At 50.9% G+C, this 16,247-nt stretch carries 30 protein-coding genes and 1 tRNA gene; 21 read left to right on the top strand and 10 right to left on the bottom strand.

From position 1 onward, the window contains the following. Nucleotides 1-5: 5 nt before the first annotated feature. The 9 genes from B2R29_RS10100 to B2R29_RS10060 all read right to left on the bottom strand — a co-directional run bounded on the left by B2R29_RS10100 (nt 6) and on the right by B2R29_RS10060 (nt 5,222). Nucleotides 6-560 (bottom strand): hypothetical protein, encoded by a 555-nt coding sequence (locus B2R29_RS10100; RefSeq protein ID WP_301180948.1) that lies wholly within the window; start codon nt 558-560, stop codon nt 6-8. Further along, nucleotides 557-841, bottom strand: coding sequence for a hypothetical protein (locus tag B2R29_RS10095; protein ID WP_301180947.1), 285 nt, complete (start codon nt 839-841; stop codon nt 557-559). The genes B2R29_RS10100 and B2R29_RS10095 overlap by 4 nt, the downstream gene beginning before the upstream one ends. Continuing rightward, on the bottom strand, nt 838-1,227 hold the full coding sequence (locus B2R29_RS10090; protein ID WP_301180946.1) for a hypothetical protein: 390 nt from the start codon (nt 1,225-1,227) through the stop codon (nt 838-840). Before B2R29_RS10090 ends, B2R29_RS10095 begins: the two co-directional genes overlap by 4 nt. Continuing rightward, complete coding sequence (locus tag B2R29_RS10085) at nt 1,224-1,721, bottom strand: hypothetical protein (RefSeq protein ID WP_301180945.1); 498 nt, start codon at nt 1,719-1,721, stop codon at nt 1,224-1,226. The genes B2R29_RS10090 and B2R29_RS10085 overlap by 4 nt, the downstream gene beginning before the upstream one ends. An 82-nt stretch (nt 1,722-1,803) precedes the next feature. Next, a complete protein-coding gene (gene csrA, locus B2R29_RS10080) occupies nt 1,804-1,998 on the bottom strand; it encodes a carbon storage regulator CsrA (protein WP_301180944.1) in 195 nt (64 codons plus the stop codon). 10 nt (nt 1,999-2,008) lie between these two features. Beyond that, nucleotides 2,009-3,652 carry a YqaJ viral recombinase family protein gene (locus tag B2R29_RS10075; RefSeq protein WP_301180943.1) on the bottom strand — a complete coding sequence of 548 codons (1,644 nt, stop codon included), beginning with the start codon at nt 3,650-3,652 and terminating at the stop codon, nt 2,009-2,011. Next, entirely contained in the window at nt 3,649-4,560 is a 912-nt protein-coding gene (bet, locus tag B2R29_RS10070; RefSeq protein ID WP_301180942.1) for a phage recombination protein Bet, read from the bottom strand. Before bet ends, B2R29_RS10075 begins: the two co-directional genes overlap by 4 nt. Then, nucleotides 4,557-4,787, bottom strand: a complete 231-nt coding sequence (locus tag B2R29_RS10065; RefSeq protein WP_301180941.1) for a hypothetical protein — start codon at nt 4,785-4,787, stop codon at nt 4,557-4,559. Before B2R29_RS10065 ends, bet begins: the two co-directional genes overlap by 4 nt. Before the next feature lie 27 nt (nt 4,788-4,814). Further along, nucleotides 4,815-5,222 (bottom strand): hypothetical protein, encoded by a 408-nt coding sequence (locus B2R29_RS10060; protein WP_301180940.1) that lies wholly within the window; start codon nt 5,220-5,222, stop codon nt 4,815-4,817. Nucleotides 5,223-5,507: 285 nt separating this feature from the next. On the opposite strand from B2R29_RS10060, the gene B2R29_RS10055 reads away from it, so the two are divergent. Further along, on the top strand, nt 5,508-5,900 hold the full coding sequence (locus B2R29_RS10055; protein ID WP_301180939.1) for a hypothetical protein: 393 nt from the start codon (nt 5,508-5,510) through the stop codon (nt 5,898-5,900). Here the strand turns inward: B2R29_RS10055 and B2R29_RS10050 are convergent. After that, nucleotides 5,897-6,532, bottom strand: a complete 636-nt coding sequence (locus B2R29_RS10050) for a helix-turn-helix domain-containing protein (RefSeq protein ID WP_301180938.1) — start codon at nt 6,530-6,532, stop codon at nt 5,897-5,899. The genes B2R29_RS10055 and B2R29_RS10050 overlap by 4 nt on opposite strands. A gap of 101 nt (nt 6,533-6,633) precedes the next feature. On the opposite strand from B2R29_RS10050, the gene B2R29_RS16970 reads away from it, so the two are divergent. From B2R29_RS16970 to B2R29_RS09955, 20 genes are all read left to right on the top strand, one after another. Next, nucleotides 6,634-6,864 carry a Cro/CI family transcriptional regulator gene (locus B2R29_RS16970; RefSeq protein WP_414716610.1) on the top strand — a complete coding sequence of 77 codons (231 nt, stop codon included), beginning with the start codon at nt 6,634-6,636 and terminating at the stop codon, nt 6,862-6,864. After that, entirely contained in the window at nt 6,836-7,144 is a 309-nt protein-coding gene (locus B2R29_RS10045; protein WP_301180937.1) for a hypothetical protein, read from the top strand. Before B2R29_RS16970 ends, B2R29_RS10045 begins: the two co-directional genes overlap by 29 nt. Nucleotides 7,145-7,204: 60 nt before the next feature. Further along, nucleotides 7,205-7,426 carry a hypothetical protein gene (locus B2R29_RS10040; RefSeq protein WP_301180936.1) on the top strand — a complete coding sequence of 74 codons (222 nt, stop codon included), beginning with the start codon at nt 7,205-7,207 and terminating at the stop codon, nt 7,424-7,426. A gap of 465 nt (nt 7,427-7,891) precedes the next feature. Further along, nucleotides 7,892-7,968 (top strand) — tRNA-Arg (locus B2R29_RS10035). Nucleotides 7,969-8,036: 68 nt separating this feature from the next. Then, entirely contained in the window at nt 8,037-9,038 is a 1,002-nt protein-coding gene (locus tag B2R29_RS10030) for a DnaT-like ssDNA-binding domain-containing protein (RefSeq protein WP_301180935.1), read from the top strand. Continuing rightward, a complete protein-coding gene (locus B2R29_RS10025; RefSeq protein WP_301180968.1) occupies nt 8,923-9,513 on the top strand; it encodes a replication protein P in 591 nt (196 codons plus the stop codon). Before B2R29_RS10030 ends, B2R29_RS10025 begins: the two co-directional genes overlap by 116 nt. Before the next feature lie 2 nt (nt 9,514-9,515). Further along, nucleotides 9,516-10,076 (top strand): hypothetical protein, encoded by a 561-nt coding sequence (locus B2R29_RS10020; protein ID WP_301180934.1) that lies wholly within the window; start codon nt 9,516-9,518, stop codon nt 10,074-10,076. Further along, entirely contained in the window at nt 10,073-11,119 is a 1,047-nt protein-coding gene (locus tag B2R29_RS10015) for a DNA cytosine methyltransferase (protein ID WP_301180933.1), read from the top strand. The genes B2R29_RS10020 and B2R29_RS10015 overlap by 4 nt, the downstream gene beginning before the upstream one ends. After that, nucleotides 11,116-11,352 carry a hypothetical protein gene (locus tag B2R29_RS10010; protein ID WP_301180932.1) on the top strand — a complete coding sequence of 79 codons (237 nt, stop codon included), beginning with the start codon at nt 11,116-11,118 and terminating at the stop codon, nt 11,350-11,352. The genes B2R29_RS10015 and B2R29_RS10010 overlap by 4 nt, the downstream gene beginning before the upstream one ends. After that, on the top strand, nt 11,349-11,594 hold the full coding sequence (locus B2R29_RS10005; RefSeq protein ID WP_301180931.1) for a hypothetical protein: 246 nt from the start codon (nt 11,349-11,351) through the stop codon (nt 11,592-11,594). Before B2R29_RS10010 ends, B2R29_RS10005 begins: the two co-directional genes overlap by 4 nt. Continuing rightward, the gene (locus B2R29_RS10000; protein ID WP_301180930.1) at nt 11,594-12,145 is read left to right on the top strand and encodes a recombination protein NinB; all 552 of its coding nucleotides are present in this window, start codon (nt 11,594-11,596) and stop codon (nt 12,143-12,145) included. The genes B2R29_RS10005 and B2R29_RS10000 overlap by 1 nt, the downstream gene beginning before the upstream one ends. Further along, nucleotides 12,142-12,840, top strand: coding sequence for a recombination protein NinG (locus B2R29_RS09995; protein ID WP_301180929.1), 699 nt, complete (start codon nt 12,142-12,144; stop codon nt 12,838-12,840). The genes B2R29_RS10000 and B2R29_RS09995 overlap by 4 nt, the downstream gene beginning before the upstream one ends. Further along, nucleotides 12,833-13,564: a hypothetical protein gene (locus B2R29_RS09990; protein ID WP_301180928.1), complete on the top strand. Its 732-nt coding sequence runs from the start codon at nt 12,833-12,835 to the stop codon at nt 13,562-13,564. The genes B2R29_RS09995 and B2R29_RS09990 overlap by 8 nt, the downstream gene beginning before the upstream one ends. Then, a complete protein-coding gene (locus B2R29_RS09985; protein ID WP_301180927.1) occupies nt 13,561-13,812 on the top strand; it encodes a hypothetical protein in 252 nt (83 codons plus the stop codon). The genes B2R29_RS09990 and B2R29_RS09985 overlap by 4 nt, the downstream gene beginning before the upstream one ends. Next, a complete protein-coding gene (locus tag B2R29_RS09980) occupies nt 13,813-14,073 on the top strand; it encodes a hypothetical protein (RefSeq protein ID WP_301180926.1) in 261 nt (86 codons plus the stop codon). Next, nucleotides 14,070-14,327 (top strand): hypothetical protein, encoded by a 258-nt coding sequence (locus B2R29_RS09975; protein ID WP_301180925.1) that lies wholly within the window; start codon nt 14,070-14,072, stop codon nt 14,325-14,327. Before B2R29_RS09980 ends, B2R29_RS09975 begins: the two co-directional genes overlap by 4 nt. Before the next feature lie 289 nt (nt 14,328-14,616). After that, nucleotides 14,617-14,895, top strand: coding sequence for a hypothetical protein (locus B2R29_RS09970; protein WP_301180924.1), 279 nt, complete (start codon nt 14,617-14,619; stop codon nt 14,893-14,895). Between the two features lie 111 nt (nt 14,896-15,006). Further along, entirely contained in the window at nt 15,007-15,546 is a 540-nt protein-coding gene (gene ssb / locus B2R29_RS09965) for a single-stranded DNA-binding protein (RefSeq protein ID WP_301180923.1), read from the top strand. A gap of 153 nt (nt 15,547-15,699) precedes the next feature. Continuing rightward, nucleotides 15,700-15,945: a hypothetical protein gene (locus B2R29_RS09960; RefSeq protein WP_301180922.1), complete on the top strand. Its 246-nt coding sequence runs from the start codon at nt 15,700-15,702 to the stop codon at nt 15,943-15,945. Beyond that, nucleotides 15,938-16,234 (top strand): hypothetical protein, encoded by a 297-nt coding sequence (locus B2R29_RS09955; RefSeq protein WP_301180921.1) that lies wholly within the window; start codon nt 15,938-15,940, stop codon nt 16,232-16,234. The genes B2R29_RS09960 and B2R29_RS09955 overlap by 8 nt, the downstream gene beginning before the upstream one ends. Nucleotides 16,235-16,247: the final 13 nt, after the last annotated feature.

Below are 16,247 nucleotides of genomic sequence, written 5' to 3'. Positions count from 1 at the left end.
GCGCCTCAGTAAGCCTTCCCGTTTTTCTTGGCGCGGTTAGAGCGCTTGTGGTCTGAACGATTGGCGTTAAATTCCAGCTTCTCCTCAATAGCACCAGTCAGGTCGTAGCCTTCGATATCGGCAATTTTCAGCAGTGTACTTACAGCCATGGAGTACATTACTGCGATTGAGCAATGGTTATCCCGGTTCAGAATGATCTCTTTCGCAAGGTCGCAAACAGTTATTGTTGCAACAAGGTGTCGAGCTCCGGCGTTGTCCATCTTGGCAAGGTGGAGGCTGGCAGGAATAGCGGCCTCGTAATGCCACTTGTAACGACCTGCTAAGTCAACCAGGCGGATTACAGTATCTGCAATCTCAACTTCTGCCATAACGCGGTGAGGCAGCTTGTCGTCCATCAGGCTCTTTCGGTCGCCTTCTGTTGCCTCAGCAATCTCAGTGTTGACCAGTTGCAGGGTCTGGAAAATGCAGCGGTCAGGGTTATCCCACCAACCAACACGCTTGTTTTGTTCGTAGACCCGTACCGCCAATTCATTAATGTACTGTTCGGTTGAAACTTTCATTTGCTCACCACCTTGCACCCTGTGTGCTTTCCGTCTGCGCTCATGCGCGGTGTTAATACGCCTGTGTGCGATTCCAGATACTGACAGCCGGTGCCGTAGTCGGTACGCAGAACCATATTGCTGCGCTTATGTCCGTCTGTGTCATCCTTGTCGGAGGTGAACCAGCCGATAGCAGCAATCGACAAATATCCGACAAACAGCATCCACGCGATGTGGTTCACCACTTTTTTACCGGCGTTGGCAACGGCCATTTCGATGATTCGCTGAGGGCTCTGGCTCATGCCGCACCTCGCTTGATACGTTTCTCTGAAAACGAGTTTTTCAGTGCGAGTGAGTAAACTTCGAGCTCGCTGATCGCTATCTTTTTGAATTCCAGATAGCGCGTGTAGCTGGAGGCAACTTCACGAACGTAGTTTTCGTACCGATATTCGCCTTCACACTCCATACAATTAAGATGGCATTTTCCTTCGCACACCTCGCATTCTTTATCGTTGCCGCATTCGCAGCACTTGACATAACCAGCGCCGTCGCAATTTCGGCAGATTTCTGTATATCGGTCATCGCAGTCGTTGCACACTGTGTATTTACCGGTTATGTTTTTCTTCCAGTCTTCCCAGCTAAACGGCGTTGGTAGTGCTGGTGGTGGAAGGTGTGCCAGTTGTTTCATGCCGCACCCGCCTGATCTTTGATAAGCTCAACGTTTTCCCAGCGAGCCCATTGAAGGTCGTCAGACCAATCAACGCTGTACGCGACAAGACCCTCTTCAAAATCGGCGGAAGCAACATCATATACCTGGTCGCCTTTCTTGATTTTCATGCCGCCGGTGAATTCCTGCGTAAAGAAGCTGTCGATACGCTCTTTGAGTGCCATCGCTTCTTTTACCTCTGGATGATGGTCGACATGCTCAATATCCGGGTCGATGACTTTATTGTCCGGATCGCACAAAACCAGCGTGGCCATGGCGGCGCGCATCAGGCTGCACTGGTCGCTAATCCCGATCAGGATATCCAACGCCTTACGGCAATCTGCGCTGTCCATGATGTCGAATTCATGGTCGCCATCGTCGCCAGATGGGAACCAGCCTTTGCTGAGATCATCAAGAATGCGAGCAATGTCAATTGCGCCGTTTAAGTCCTGCTCGTTTGGTTTTGCTAATTTCATGTCAGCCGTCCTTATCTTTTAAATTCTCCCGGACTTTCCTGCTTCCTGCAGGACTCGGCGCCGGGAGCCGGAGGCGGGTGCCTTAATTATTTCCGTCGGCGTCTTTGCCTGACTTCTCGCGCTGGATGCGCTGATAAATCTCTTCACGGTGGACGGCCACGTCTTTCGGAGCGTTAACACCCAGGCGCACCTGATTGCCTTTCACGCCCAGTACGGTGACTGTTACGTCGTCGCCGACCATGATTGTCTGGCCGATATTTCTGGTTAAAATCAACATCGCTATTTCCTTATGCCGCTTGCGCGTCCAGGTTGGTGTATTTCTCAACGAGAGCCATCAGCTCTTGAGCGTCTGCTGGAGTTAAACCTTTATCGCGGCAGTAGCGGCAGAGGTCGCCAGCGAGAGTCTGAGTGGTCGTTTCTGCTTTCACTTGAGTGCCAGACTTCACCGGAATATCTGCCAGCGGATTTACCGGAGTTTCGTGATACTCATCTTCGTGGGCCTGCGTCACCTGATCGGCAGCGGCAGCGGCAGCTGCTTTGCGCTTGGCTTCCGCTTCATCATGCTGACGCTTACGCTCTGCCTGCTCTTCGATCTGCTTCTCGTATTCGTGAATGCGGAGCGAGACGGCCGCAATAAAGTCACCAGCTTCTTTCTGCAGAAGAGAGGGCAGGTCACCAAAGATGGTTTTCGGAATGTCGTTGATCACGGAATCAAAGTGTTCGATGTTCACGCGAATACGATCAGCCATCTGGTTGGCTGCGATTTTTGCGCGGGCCACTTCGTCATTGGCAGATGACTGAAGGGAAGTGATGGTCTTCTTACCTCTGATGGCGCCCTGAATATCGTGAGATACACTAATACCTACCGGAGTATTGCAAAGCATTGCTTCCAGCTCCTGCTCCAGCAACGCGATATGCATATCAATGTCTTTTTCTGCGTTATCAACGATGTCGCGCTTGATCTGTTCTTTCTTCGCTTTCAGCAACTTCTCAGAAGCCAGTCGGTTCTGACGCACCAGTTCGGCCAGGCTGTCTTTTTTCTTCATTGCTGCATCGACTGCTTCAACCTGAGCCAGTACAGAATCACCGGCAGTCTTGAGCGCCGCTTCGGCCTTTTTAAGGGCCTTAATCTGTAGATCCAGAGTCGCGAAGTCGTTGTCAGTCGATGGCTCTTTGATTAGAGACTTCTGCAGGAATACGGTCAGACCTTTTTCAAAGACTTCCAGGTTATCGACAATCGCAACCTCGCCCTTGGCTACCATGCTGATAGCAGGTAGGTCGGTTACTTCTTCGGCGACCACTTCGGGTTTTGGCTCAGCAACGACATAGGACTCACGGTCTGCGTTGAACTGCAGCCAGCCCTGAATCAAACGGTCTTTATCAATGTCATTGAGAGTTACCCAGCAGTGAGCTGTACCCTCTGGCGTGCCATCGCCCACTGTATAGAGAGCTTCTTCGATAGCACCATCGCTGGTTACCAGCTGGTGAACCACTTGCCAGTAGTCGCAATCCGGTACACGATTTTCATTTTTAACGACTTCGAATTTTTCTTTGTTGAACTGCTTACCTTCCCATGAGAAGCGGCCACAATCCGTCAGTCCATCAAAACTGGAAAGCATTGTCTCCGCGTCATTGACGCCAGTGACAGGAAAAAGCATGGCGTCGTCTTCATCCATGCTGTGGCGCTCTGCGATAAGCTGTTCAGCATACGGTCGAGTGCTTTCTTCAACATCATGACCGCGCTGAAGGACATTCTCTTCAAACCACTCAGAGAATTCCTGTTCCGTGCCTGTCGCCTTCATGTAAAGCAGCTCATCACGTTTAACGTGAAGGCTTTCTGCCATCATCATGCTGGCCTCTGAGGCGCTGTCGTATTCCTTGCGGTAGGCTTTCCATTTAGATGAGCCTTGGACTAAATTAATACGCTTCATGCGGGTGCTCCTGTGCTTTTGAGGGTGCTGAGTTGCTCGCCGGTCAACTGATACCGGCTTGATAAAGTGGCAATAACGTCGTCAGCCGTTCGAGAACCAGAGTCGATCTGATCAACCCAGCTAGAAATTTTTGCGTCGAATTTTTCTTGCGGATAAACAGGGAGCTGCTTGCTCTCCGACACCTTCCTGCTAGCGTCCTCTTTAGGTGGGGTGATATCGCGCAGATCATCAAAGCCTTTGCCTTGCATTTCTTCGGCTGTCGGCTCTTGACCAATGTCAGGCCATGCTCTGCGCAAGGCTTGCGCTTCTGCACATTTTGCAAGCTGGCCGTAAGGTCTTTTTTCCCACATTGCATTAGGAAGTTCGCTGTACCGACTTTGCGTTGCATAGTTTTCCAGCCAGAACTCCTTGGCAGAAAATTTAACAATGCGATCACCGATTAATTTGGCGACGGTGTACTTGCACCATGCTGGGTAGGTGATTGTTTTTTCGGTCACCTTGCCGCTGTATTCATGGCGAAAGGTTTTTGTAACCTCTGGCCCAAACTCAGGCTCTTCTGCTCCGGCGTAATCACCAGCTCGACTAGCTTGAATTCGATATAAACCAATGCCCGGCATCGCCACGTCGCGATTTGCATAAATATCTTTGCCGCTTCCATCCTTCCGGCCTGTCTTTACGCTCATTGGTACCAGGTGGACGGGCTTGAGCATTACATCAAGGCCACGAGCCTGACAGTAATCGACAGCCATCAGGATGCTTTCGCTGCTTGCGCCGGGATATACCGAATTACAAAGAGCCAGCCATGTCGCCTCGTCTATCCCGCGCATAGCCATAGCGGGATGCTCTCGAAACCATCCCTCTATGGCCGAATTCATGGCATTGCTTTTTAGTTGGGCTACCTGATTCATGCTGCTACTCCTTCAGTTCCGTTGTGCTCTGCGTAGTCGTCGATGAACGGACGCAATTTACGCTTACGATTTACTAAATGGGCGCTCAATGATTCGCCCTGCGCCAGAACGAACTCTTCTGCGCCGTCTGGCTTCGGCTGCAGTAACTGGTTGTGAACTGCGCAACGAATTACTGTCTTTCCGTTCGCCAGCGTTTGCTTGTCCAGTAGCGGTGCCAAATATTTCATAGAATGAATCCTCAAATTTTTCATCGATCACAGGTGATAGTCCGCATCGTCGTGGAATTGGTCGGCCAGGTAATCGGCCATTTCTTCGTCTTGTTCGCGCTTGTCGCTTTCGACGATTTCCGCTTCCAGGGTATTGACGTACTCAGTGGCAGCACGACGGACCAGCTTCTTGATGCCAGCGATCAAGAACTCGTACTGATCTTTTGTGGCGGTCTGGAGTGCGAACAAAGACTTCTCCAGTTCGTCGGCATCGTCAGCGTTGTCATGCAGGTACTGCATAACGTCGGCTTGCGAGTGCACGCTTATGTGCGTGCGGTACTCTTCGCCGTTCAGCAGGGTTTCAACCACTTCCTGTTTCATCGCCTCAATGCGGTCTTCTTCGCTGATGTGCGGTATGACGTTGCGTATATGTGGCGGGATGATCATGCGTTGCATGGGACTCTCCTGTTAAGTTTCGTTGACCTAAATAGTAAAGCAACATTGACCTTATTGTGTCAAGTACAGTTGACTAAAAATTTGATAATTTATGATTGGCAACAAAAAGGTATTGACTGATGGGCTTAACTATCTACGGAATATTGGCTTTCGCGACATCGCATGTGGCTGTGAACTACCTGCAAAGACTGTCCGGAACCAAGCGGCAATCGTTTTACTATGAAGGGATGGCAGTGATGCTTATTGTCCTGTATGGATTTGGTTTTTTGTCTGGGGCATTGAGCAATGAGTAGCTTGCGTATTGCTGCTTGCTTTTGTTTGGTAGCGATTGGCAGCCATGTTCACTCCGGAGAGACTTCTTACTGGTGTTGGGCAGAGGCAAAAGCAAAAACGGCTACTGCCAAAGGGATTAGAGAAATAGTTCGCCCAGACGCTGTAGATTTTCAAATGCTGCTGAAGTGGTCCGGAAAGGAATATCGCCTTCTCAATTTAAACGATGACGTATTATTGGGCAGCTGCAATCAATATGGTTCTTATTGCGAGGAGGAGGAGAACTTTAGTGGTATATTTATTCGAGATCCGGAGTTAAACAACTTTAACTATACATATCTTGGGGCTTACCCTGGCGAGGGAGTAGAGATGTTTTTGGTTACCGGTTCCTGTGCAGCAATTGATTAACCGAAAGGTATTGTCGCTACTACTTTGCCAACCGCATCGGAAGGGGCAACCTCCACCGGCTCCCAGCCAGGATTTTCACTATAAAAGGAGAGTACGAATCCTCTCGGAGTTCTGGATAGAATTCCAACAACCACAGTACCGGAAACTGAAAACGCCCACTCTCCACCTAGGATGTCGCTAACGCTAGGGTCAATTACCACCAATTCTCCTGGCATAATCCTGGGCATCATACCTATTGAGTCTTCCTGAAAGGCAATACAGTTATCCGATGCTCCTAGCATCTTGGCTATCACAGATAGCTCTGTCGATGCTGAAACAGTCTCAACGTCATCGCCTTGAAGGTAAGCCAGTACGTTTTTTTTGCTGAATATTGGTATTGCACTTGGCGTGCCTGCATTGTAATTAGCCGGTGCTTCCGACACAAATTTTTCAGAGCGACCATCAATAAGCCAGTCTGCAGAGCACCGCAATACTCTAGCAATGTTCTGAAGGTTGATGCCTTTCGGCTCATTTTCATTCTTCTCCCATAGCGAGACAGCGGCCCTAGACACTCCGACAGCTTTCCCCAGAGCTGGCTGGGTCAGGCCGAGCTCCTTGCGCCTTTTCTTGATTCTATCCCCCATTAGCATCATGCGCTTTCTACCGTAGTCATTGTTTTCGGAAGTTGATTTTACGACGATGGATGTATATTTAAGTTGACTCCATCGAAAACCTATTGTTACTCTTTGTGTCAATGAAACTATACGTTTTTACTATGAATAAAACTGAAGCAATACAGTATTTTGGAAACGCAAGCAGGCTGGCCAGTGCCTTGGATATCACCAGGCAAGCTGTTAGCAACTGGCCTGAAGAAATCCCTAGGGGTCGCCAGTATGAACTCCAGGCCCTGACTGGCGGCGTCCTGAAAGTAACTCCGAAAAAGGCACAGACAAAAGATGACGTACAGAGACCGAAAGCAAGTTAAAGCAGGCGATGGCATTAAGTGCCGTCTTTCTGAGCATGATGAAGAGCGACTTCGCGAATACATCGAAGCCACTGGTGGGCAACCGTCTGTCACGATTCGTGAGCTTGTTATCGAAGGGCTGGACCGACGAAGCGTTGCGTACTCCGAGGCAGCACAGAACGCAGCTATGCAAGAGCGACTGGCTCAGCTGGAAGTCGCTGATGCGATTCGTGCCATGCGCCGTGAAATTGAATCTCGCCATTTGAATGATGACCGTCCGGATAATGCAGTGAATCACTGATTCTGTCCTGATTTTAAAATAATAGAAGGTCTGAATCAGGGCCGGAAACGGGAGGTTGTCATGGCCGGGGAAGTGAAAACGGAATATTCGACTGACATGGAAGTGCTGACTGCGGCACTCGGGATGTCTGAGTCAGAAATACTGAGCATTGTTCGCAGAAAAGTTCAGCAAGGCAAGCAGGGCGCTGACTTGCTCGCGGCATTGCAAGCTGAAGTTAAGAAATTGAAGGATCAAGAGGCGACGAAAAAGTCGAGCCACTTGAGCCTTGTGCATTCCACGTAGGGTGGACTCCATTGCCGGGCTTCGGCCCGGACTTTTTTAGGTGTGCATTCGTATGCTGACTGACTGGCGCGGCAACGCCAGACTTTGCCGGGACTCCATAAGTAGCTTGGAGACAGTCAGCATATCAATACACATCTGACTAATACCTGTTGGTGAGACGACCCCAGCTGTCGGTGGGGCTAATAACCGGCTCTTGAAGTTAAAGAGCGTAGCAGCAGCGTAGGCGACGGCGCTTATGGTCTTTGCGTCTCCTCCGCCTGGAAACGCACGGTAAGACGGAATCAGGCATGGGGCCTGGCAACTCTGACTTATTCGAGCGCGGAACGGTGTAGTCGTGACTACGTACCGGAAGCAAACCGGTCGAAAAAATCAGGCTCTGATAGCTGGCTCCAGTGGCCGGTAATTTACGGGAAGGCGACCCGGTAAAAAACGTATCGGCCAGATGCTGGATCTCTGGCCAGCTATGCCCCGGTAGCTCAACTGGATAGAGCATTGGACTTCTATTCCAAGGGTTGCAGGTTCGAGTCCTGCCCGGGGTGCCATTTTCTATCTACTAATTTTCGTAAAATTAGTAGATGAGTTTTTCAAGGCCCTTAATAGGTATTTCTTTGTGGCTCGCATTAGAACAGTAAAGCCGGAGTTATTTCGGCATGAAGATTTATTCGAAGCTGAAATTGAGTCTGGCCTGCCTCTCCGCCTGGCTTTCATCGGCTTGTTTACGTGTTGCGACCGAGAGGGGCGATTCGAGTGGCGTCCACGTCAGTTGAAATTGGATGTAATGCCTTACGACACCACCGACTTTTCACACGTGCTTGACGCGCTTGAGCGTATCGGTCTTGTCGAAAAATACCTTGCGGATGGTCGCGAGATTGGATGCATACCGACATTCTTAAAACACCAATGTCCCAATGCTCGTGAAGCAAAATCGAAACTTCCTCCCAAAGAAAATAATGCACATGCAAGCACATGCATTAATGATGCAGGGCAAAACACTGAAGAAGTCAGCGTTTCAGAGTCGCAGGAAGTTTCCACAAGTACTGATTCAGAAACTCAAACACATGCACGCACATGCACGCACATGCACGCACATGGGGAAAGGGAACTGGAAAGGGAAAGGGAAGGGAATACACAACAACTACAACAACACGCGAATCGATTTTCTGAAAACGTCCAGCCCTACCAGCAGCAGCCCGAAATGTCGGAAGACTGGAATCCCGACGAAACGACTGTTCGCAGAATTGCGATGACGAGCGTTCCTGAGGATTTTATTCGCAACTGCATTCCTGAATTCCGAGCGTACTGGCTCACTGCCGGTCGACTTCCCCACGGTGGAAACTTTCAAACCGCATTCTTGAAATCTGTCCAGAAAGCCTGGGCAAAACACCAGAACGATAACAACCAGCGAGGCAATGGCCATGCAGGATCTCAATTATCAAGTCGCGAAGCTGAGCTCAGAAAAGCGAACGAATCCACGGACTGGGCGGACGGAATCGGCTCTGGATTCCCCGGCGCCCACACAAGCGGACATTCAGCTGATCAACTGGCTCTGGACTCAGGTCATAGCGATATTTCCGAAGTGGCGCGAGTTATACCCAGCTCCGGAAGACATTAAGGCGGGCAAGCGAGTATGGCTGGAGACGTTGGTACAGCAAGGAGTAACGAGCGACGTGCTGATTAAATTCGGACTTATGGCCTGTCGTGCTTCTGGTTACGTTCGACCTGTTTCGCCTGGTCAGTTCTGTGTCTGGGCGTGGGAGTGGGCCATGCGCGATGCGCGGATTCCTCCGCTTGAGGATGCTGCCCGAATTGTTAACCGCAAACTTGCTTCACCGTCACTGAAACTCGAAGGGGCTATGTATCACCTGTGGTCAATTCTCGACGGCCATGCGCTGCGGTCTGCGAACTACAAGGCGGTTCGTGATGCGGTTGAGACTGCACACGCTGAAGTGATTCGACACTGGCTGTCTGGTGCGCCTTGGAACGAGCCTGTGAACGTTGAGCCCGAACAGACATTGCCGCATTTGCCGACCGAGCCGACCAGGGCAAGTCGGAATATGCAATCGATCCTTGCTCAGCTGGAGGCGTAACCGTGAGAAAAGATTTTCAATCAGGCGATATCGTCCGCCTCAAGTGTACCGGCGAACTGGGTTATGTGGTTACTGTGCTGGCACCTGAGCAGGATAAAAAACCCGCACTACTGGCGGTGAAATTTCAGGGCCAGAAGGGTATTGAAACTGAGTATGCAGATCGCGTTACGAAACTCCGCGACCATGAAGACCTTGCGTATCCAATGCCGCTCACGAGCTGGAAGGCACTGAACAAAGCGGAGCGTGAAGCGGTAATTATTGAAGTGCTGATCGACTTCGGTGACTTCTGCGACGGTATGCGTGAGTACATCTACCAGCCAGAAAATCAGGCCCTATTTAGTGCGTTCATTGCCGAAGCGATCGAGCGCAGAAAGACCCACAAGCGATACGCAAGTAAAGCCATATTCGAGCACCTACGCTGGGACGAGCACCGGATTCACGACGCTGGCCAGCTATTCAAAATCAACAACAACTACACGCCTGATTTGGCTCGCCTGGCTATGCGGATTTTTCCTGAGCTGGAAGAGTTTTTTAACACGCGACACAGGAAGAAAGCGGCATGACCGCGTACTACAACGAAATTGATCCGTTCGCCGCTGCTTGGTTGCGCGAGCTGATCCGGATGAACGTAATCGCCCCGGGCGAAGTTGATGAACGGAGCATTGTTGATGTTAGAGCAGATGACCTTAGACCTTTCACACAGTGTCACTTCTTCGCAGGCATTGGCGTCTGGAGTTACGCATTACGACAAGCCGGGTGGCCTGACGACCGACCAGTCTGGACAGGCAGTTGTCCCTGTCAGGGATTCAGTGCAGCCGGTAGACAAAAAGGCTTTGAAGACGAACGCCACCTGTGGCCAGCCTGGTATGAGCTCATTAAAGAAAATCGACCACCAGTCATCTACGGAGAACAGGTCTCCAGCAATCTCATTGTCGGAGCTTCGAGCAAAGAGCGAGACGCTACAGGCTGGAATACTGAGCAGATTAAAAGCGACAGCAGAACAACGTGGTTCGACCTTGTACAAGCTGACCTGGAAGACGCAGGTTACGCCAGCGCAGCGTTTGATATACCGGCTGCGGGCGTCGGTTCTCCGAACATCCGCCAGCGCCTGTTCTTTACAGGATTTGATGCAGGGCTGGGTGACAGCCTCAGCTCGGGATTGGAAGGACTCGCCGGGCATGAAGACGGTACGTCCGGATGGGCGGAGCAGGCTGGATCAGTTGCCGAGGCAGGCGGCGCTGGCCGGATGGGCAACGGCAACGGCAACGGCAACGGATGCGGTGAAGAGTGGAAAGGTAACTCCGCGTCCGGGGTGTGTGACTCTGCCGGAAATGGTGCAGCTATTGGAATTAAATCTGCCGGTCCGGTTAACGGCTTCTGGTCAGGTTCTGACTGGCTCCTCTGCCGGGATGGACGGTTCCGGCCAGTTGAATCCGGCACATTCGCGCTGGTTGATGGGACTTCCGGAGGCGTGGGACATAGCGGCGATATCTGCTTTCCGACGTCTGAAGCAAGAAAAGGGCGCTTAAAGGGCTACGGCAATGCAATTAATGCAGAAGTAGCGATCGAGTATATCAAGGCGAGTATGGGAGCTGTGGGATTATGAGCAGAAATTACGAACGCAAAACTGACACGTCAATTTATCCGAGTCGTCATGGCCTAAAGGCGATTGTTCATGGTTCGGCGACGGTTGTTCCTCATGCCGTTGAGCGCGGATGGATGCTGCCCGGTGGGCGCTTAACTGAGTTCGCCTGGATAGCGATGGATGCCGCCGTGGAAATGGACGCGCTCATTCGTGCCGGTCAAGGCCACAAGGCGAAAGCGACGGAATTGGTATGAGTCAGACACAGGCACCGATCATGCCGAAATTCTACAGCTATTCGCGCTGGGGCTCTGAGAAGAGCTGGATCATGGTGCGTATGGCGGTCATTCCTGCGCACAAGCAACAGGAAGTGGCTGACGAATACGACCGGTTGTATATGGCTAAGAACTACTCCGGCCGTCGTCAGGCGAATGGATATCTGAATGGCGTTGCTCGTGAATATCGTGAGTATCTGAGAGCACAAGGGAGAATTGCGTAATGGCAAAAGAGATAACGATTCATCCTGATAGTACTGCACAGCAGAGGTTCACTGCTCTGAAGCAATTCATGCTGGAAGCTCTGACTGGCGGTCCTATTTCCGTATTGATTCGCCGGCCGTCACGAAGTCGGGAGCAGGAAAAGCTCTATCACAAATTGATCGCGGTTATTTCTGATCAAGTTGTTTTTGAAACTTGGCGTCCTGATTCCGATCCTGGGCGCGTCGTTTATCTGTTCGATCGAAGGCGTCGCCGGAAATACAAACCTGAAATCTGGAAGGCTCTACTTGTTGATCAGTTTGAGCAGGAGCGTGCCGCTATGGGGCAGCCTCTGCGCAAGCCAGGTCATGTTGTTCCGGCGCTGGATGGGTCCGGACGTTTGGTTTCTGTCCGTCCGAGTACAACCGGATTTTCAGTGTCTGAAGGCTCTGACTTTATCGAGTTTATTTATGCTTATGGTGTTGAGCTTGGCGTTCAGTGGCCAGCAACCGCTGAGGAAATAGCAGCGGCTGAGCGCGAGTGGATAGCGAGCAATCGCGGGGAGGCAGCGTGACTCGTCGCTGTAAATGCGGATGCGGAGAAGCTCTGCCGCCAGCAAGTAAGTCAGAGAGCATTCCGCACAAGAAGAAATTCCATTCGTTCGAGTGCATGAACCGCTATGCAGAAGAGCACCTGCAGGCGGAACGTGAGCGCCTGCGTCAGGGATTGGACTGCTACGTCAAGCGAGTGCAGAAGCAGGAGCGCAGGAAAAAAGAGCGTGAGGCGCGCAAGAAGAAGGTTGAGCACCGCGACAATGACGTAAGCCACCAGTTAAAACTCACCCAGGACGTGTTTAACCGCTGGATCAAGCTGGAGCGATACAAAGAGCTGCTGGACGCTGGTGATATTCCCCAGTGCATTAGTTGTAGCAAAGTGGCGCAACATCATGCCCTGGGCGAGTTCTGCTGTGGTCACCTGAAAACTGTCGGAGCGCATGAAGAATTACGATTCAACACTCTGAATGTTGAATTCCAGTGCAATCGGTACTGCAACGAGGGATTGTCCGGCAACCTGTCCGGGAATAAAAACACTCAGGGCTATTTAGAGGGCCTTAAAAGTCGCCGGGGCGAAGCTGAGTTTGCTCGCCGCATGAAATACCTGGAACGGAATCACCCAAATTTCACACGGGACGCGAAACAACTCAAAGTCGTGCGTCGCTGGTGTGCTGCACGGACTCGACAACTCGAAAAGGAGCTGTGCATTGACTAATCTGACGCGAAATCTGCCAAAGCCTCTGACCACTCGCAACCTGTGGCATTGGATTTATTTCTACGGCTCTGATTCATCGCTGGCAGGAGCAGTGGAGACTGCCAAGCTGGGTATTAAGCAGAATCAATCATCCGCGGTATCCGGCGATTGGAAAAAGACCAAGGTCACGAATCCCGACTTCGGTGGATTCAGTAGTAACCTGAATCAGATATGGTGCGATCAGCAAAAGATGCAGATACGTTCTGACCTAAACCGAAAACTGAAACACCACGAACGCGCCTTCGGCAACATCATGTATATGCCCGACTTTCAGGCGACTGAGCTGGAGTTCAAGCAAGCGCAGAATCATCTGTATCGAGTGTGCCAGAAGAAAATGAAAGACCAGTTTCCGAACATGCCAGTAGAACGGCAGGCCGCGCTTCTGGATCTGATTTACTGCGCGCTCTGCCATTACCGGGAAGCCGTCAGTCCAGCGATTGAAGGCGGAACAGTCAGAAGCCTCTCGCTGAATACCAGTCAGGTTCAGGAGCTGGGGCGATTAATGGCAACCGGTCGCGGAAATCGAATCGAGACGCGGAACTGGTCACGCCAGTGGGCTCCGCTGTGGAATCTCATTATGGATGAAATCAAAACGATAGATAACCTGTGCCTGGCTCCGATTGAGGCGTGGCTGGAGCGGTACTGGGAAAACGTCAGAAACGAACGTAATCGGGAGGCTGTATGAATAACGCAATGAAAACTCTGGCTGAAATGCTGGATGTTGAGCACTCGACCATGCCGCGCGAAGCTCTGGCGGAGAAAGTCTGCGAAGAGGCTATAGACGAACTGGTAAGAATCAATCGAATGCTGGCGCAGTGTGCGCGTGACATTGATTCATCAAGGTCTGCATTTAATCAGCTTGAGGAAAACACACTGGCATTGAAAGCGTCTGTGAACGGTATTTTCGATAAATTCGTATTGAGGGTGGATTAGATGGTAAGTCCAGAACAGAGAAACCCAAACCTCTTTCCTGTCGATGAGGAATCGACCCGTGAGGTCAATCGGATTCTGGATGTAATTCTAGAGGCTGAAGATAAAAAGCCAAATGCGGTTCTGTATGTTGGCCGGAAGCAATACTACGCCCTGAAGACTGTGAACTATGCCGGTCGGATGAGTCCATTGATAGACGATAAGTTTCATGGTTGGCCAGTGGTTCGAGTGGATAAAGAAGATTGGTTGAGGTTCGCGGAATGAGTGACGACAAGCTATTTATTCTCGCTGGCGAGCTGAAACAGGCACAAGAGCTGGCCAAGGAGCTGGATCTCAGACGCAGTGAATGGACGTTTCTCAATACCCCGCTAAAGCTGAGAGGGGTAGAGCGTGGACGGAAGTTCATCACAACAGGCGACTGGTGGCACCTGAAGCATTACACCTGGATTAAGCAACAAATAAAGGCAAAGGGAATGGTTCAGGTTTTCGCGGAAGACTTGGAGAAGCAGGATGATTAGTCTAACAAATGAAGAACGTGAGCTGGCTGAACACGTATTGGCTGATCGAAAGCCGTTTGATTTGGGTGAGACGACTACGGTCTTCTTTTGCAATGCTGATCGTGACAGCCGGGTGTTTGATTGCGGTCCGGCCAAGGTTGACACCTGTCCATCTGACTACGGAATAGAGTTTATTTCTGTTCGTAGCGGATGTTCATTGGTGTGGCAGCCGTACAGGCGGGTGTAGCTCAGCGAGCACCGGCTTGTCCGGTGACTGGGTTTGCTATTAACTAGTCGAAAGGAGTAATCAATGTATAGCTGTAATTCTGGCTGCGGTGGCACGGTAAGAGTGTGTGGCTGCAAGTGGTGTCCTGACTGCTATCCCCGCTTCAGTATGGGCTATGCCTGCAAAGAAAAAGCGTTTGTTGTAGTGGCTGGTAAATATGACGAATTTGAAGGCGAGCAGATTGAAAACTTCAAATATAGCTCTGAACCAATGCTGCTTGAAGATGCAGAGAAGGATTTGGAGCGAGTTAAAGGCTACCCGTTTGCCAGGATTGAATATCAGTCGCCAGTCAATGGCGAATAACAAAGAGGACGCGGGCTCCGTCCCGCGCTCTGAGGTGTTATGTACGGTATAATTCGTACATGGCAATAACCGTCCTGGCAGAGCTGGGACAAATACGAAAGGTGAGTAGAAATGGCACGTTCAGTAAATAAAGTAACTTTGATCGGCACTCTCGGTCGCGACCCGGAAGTGCGCTACATGCCGAATGGCAATGCAGTAGCGAATATCAGTCTGGCTACGGACGAGAGCTATAACGATAAGCAGACCGGGCAGAAGGTAGAGCAGACTGAGTGGCACAGACTAACTGTATACGGACGTCTGGCTGAGATCTGCCAGCAGTACCTGAAGAAAGGCTCGCGTGCATACTTCGAAGGCAAGCTGCGTACTCGAGAGTGGGAGAAGGACGGCATTAAGCGCTACACCACTGAGATCATCTGTAATGAAATGATGATGCTGGATAGTCGTCAGTCGAGTGATCAGGGTGGTTATCAACAGCAAGGCGCACAAATGGCGCAGCCTCAGCAAGCGTCAGCACCTCAACAGCAGGGAGGGTATCAAAACCCTCAGTATCAGCAACCACAGCAAGGTTCGGCGCCTCAGCAAGCTCCAGCGCAGCAGATGCCAGCGCCGTCGAATCAGTTCGATGACTTTGATGACGACATTCCGTTCTAACACCAACCGCCCCTGAATCAACATCCAGCGTTGATAATTGTTGACACTCCTGCGCAGCTAGGGTACAAAATCAGTAAATTGGTCGTCAGTGACCTTAAAGCAGCCCGGCAGTTAAATCTGACCCGGGCTTTTTTGCGTCTGGGATTTTTAATCATGCTTGAAAACGTCGACATGAACATACTGATCGCGGTGGTCGGACTGTTCGCAACTTTTGCTGTGCAGCTGATCGGGCTTGGTAAAATCTACGGCATGATCTCGTCTAAGTTGTCAGTGCACGATGAGCAGCATATCCGACATCAGACGCGGCTTGATGAGCATGCGTCAATCATCAGTCAACATGATCGAGACATTGCCGTGCTGACTGATCGACAGGTTCGGGGGGACGGTACAAATGGCTGACATTACAAAATCAATCACGCGGATGGACGTTTCTGGCGTGGAGAATATTCCGGTCATTGATTCCGTGTCGTTGCACACTGTTCACATTAAAGGCTCGACTGGCGACGTTACCGTCACCGTCGTCCCGAAAGGTTTCGACATTGCAGACGCTCGCAATCCTGGCGCAGACGGCGAAAACGTCATTGCTGAAAACGGCATGATTCAGATCGATGCTGGCTCTCTCGCATTTATTGTTCTGACGCCAACGAATACCGGCGCAGAATACTCAGTGAGTGTGAGCAGTCAGTGATTAAGGCTCAAGG

Source organism: Thalassolituus sp. UBA3500, assembly GCF_002377545.1.
Classification (GTDB): Bacteria; Pseudomonadota; Gammaproteobacteria; order Pseudomonadales; family Oceanobacteraceae; genus Thalassolituus.
This window is presented reverse-complemented; position numbering and strand designations above follow the sequence as displayed.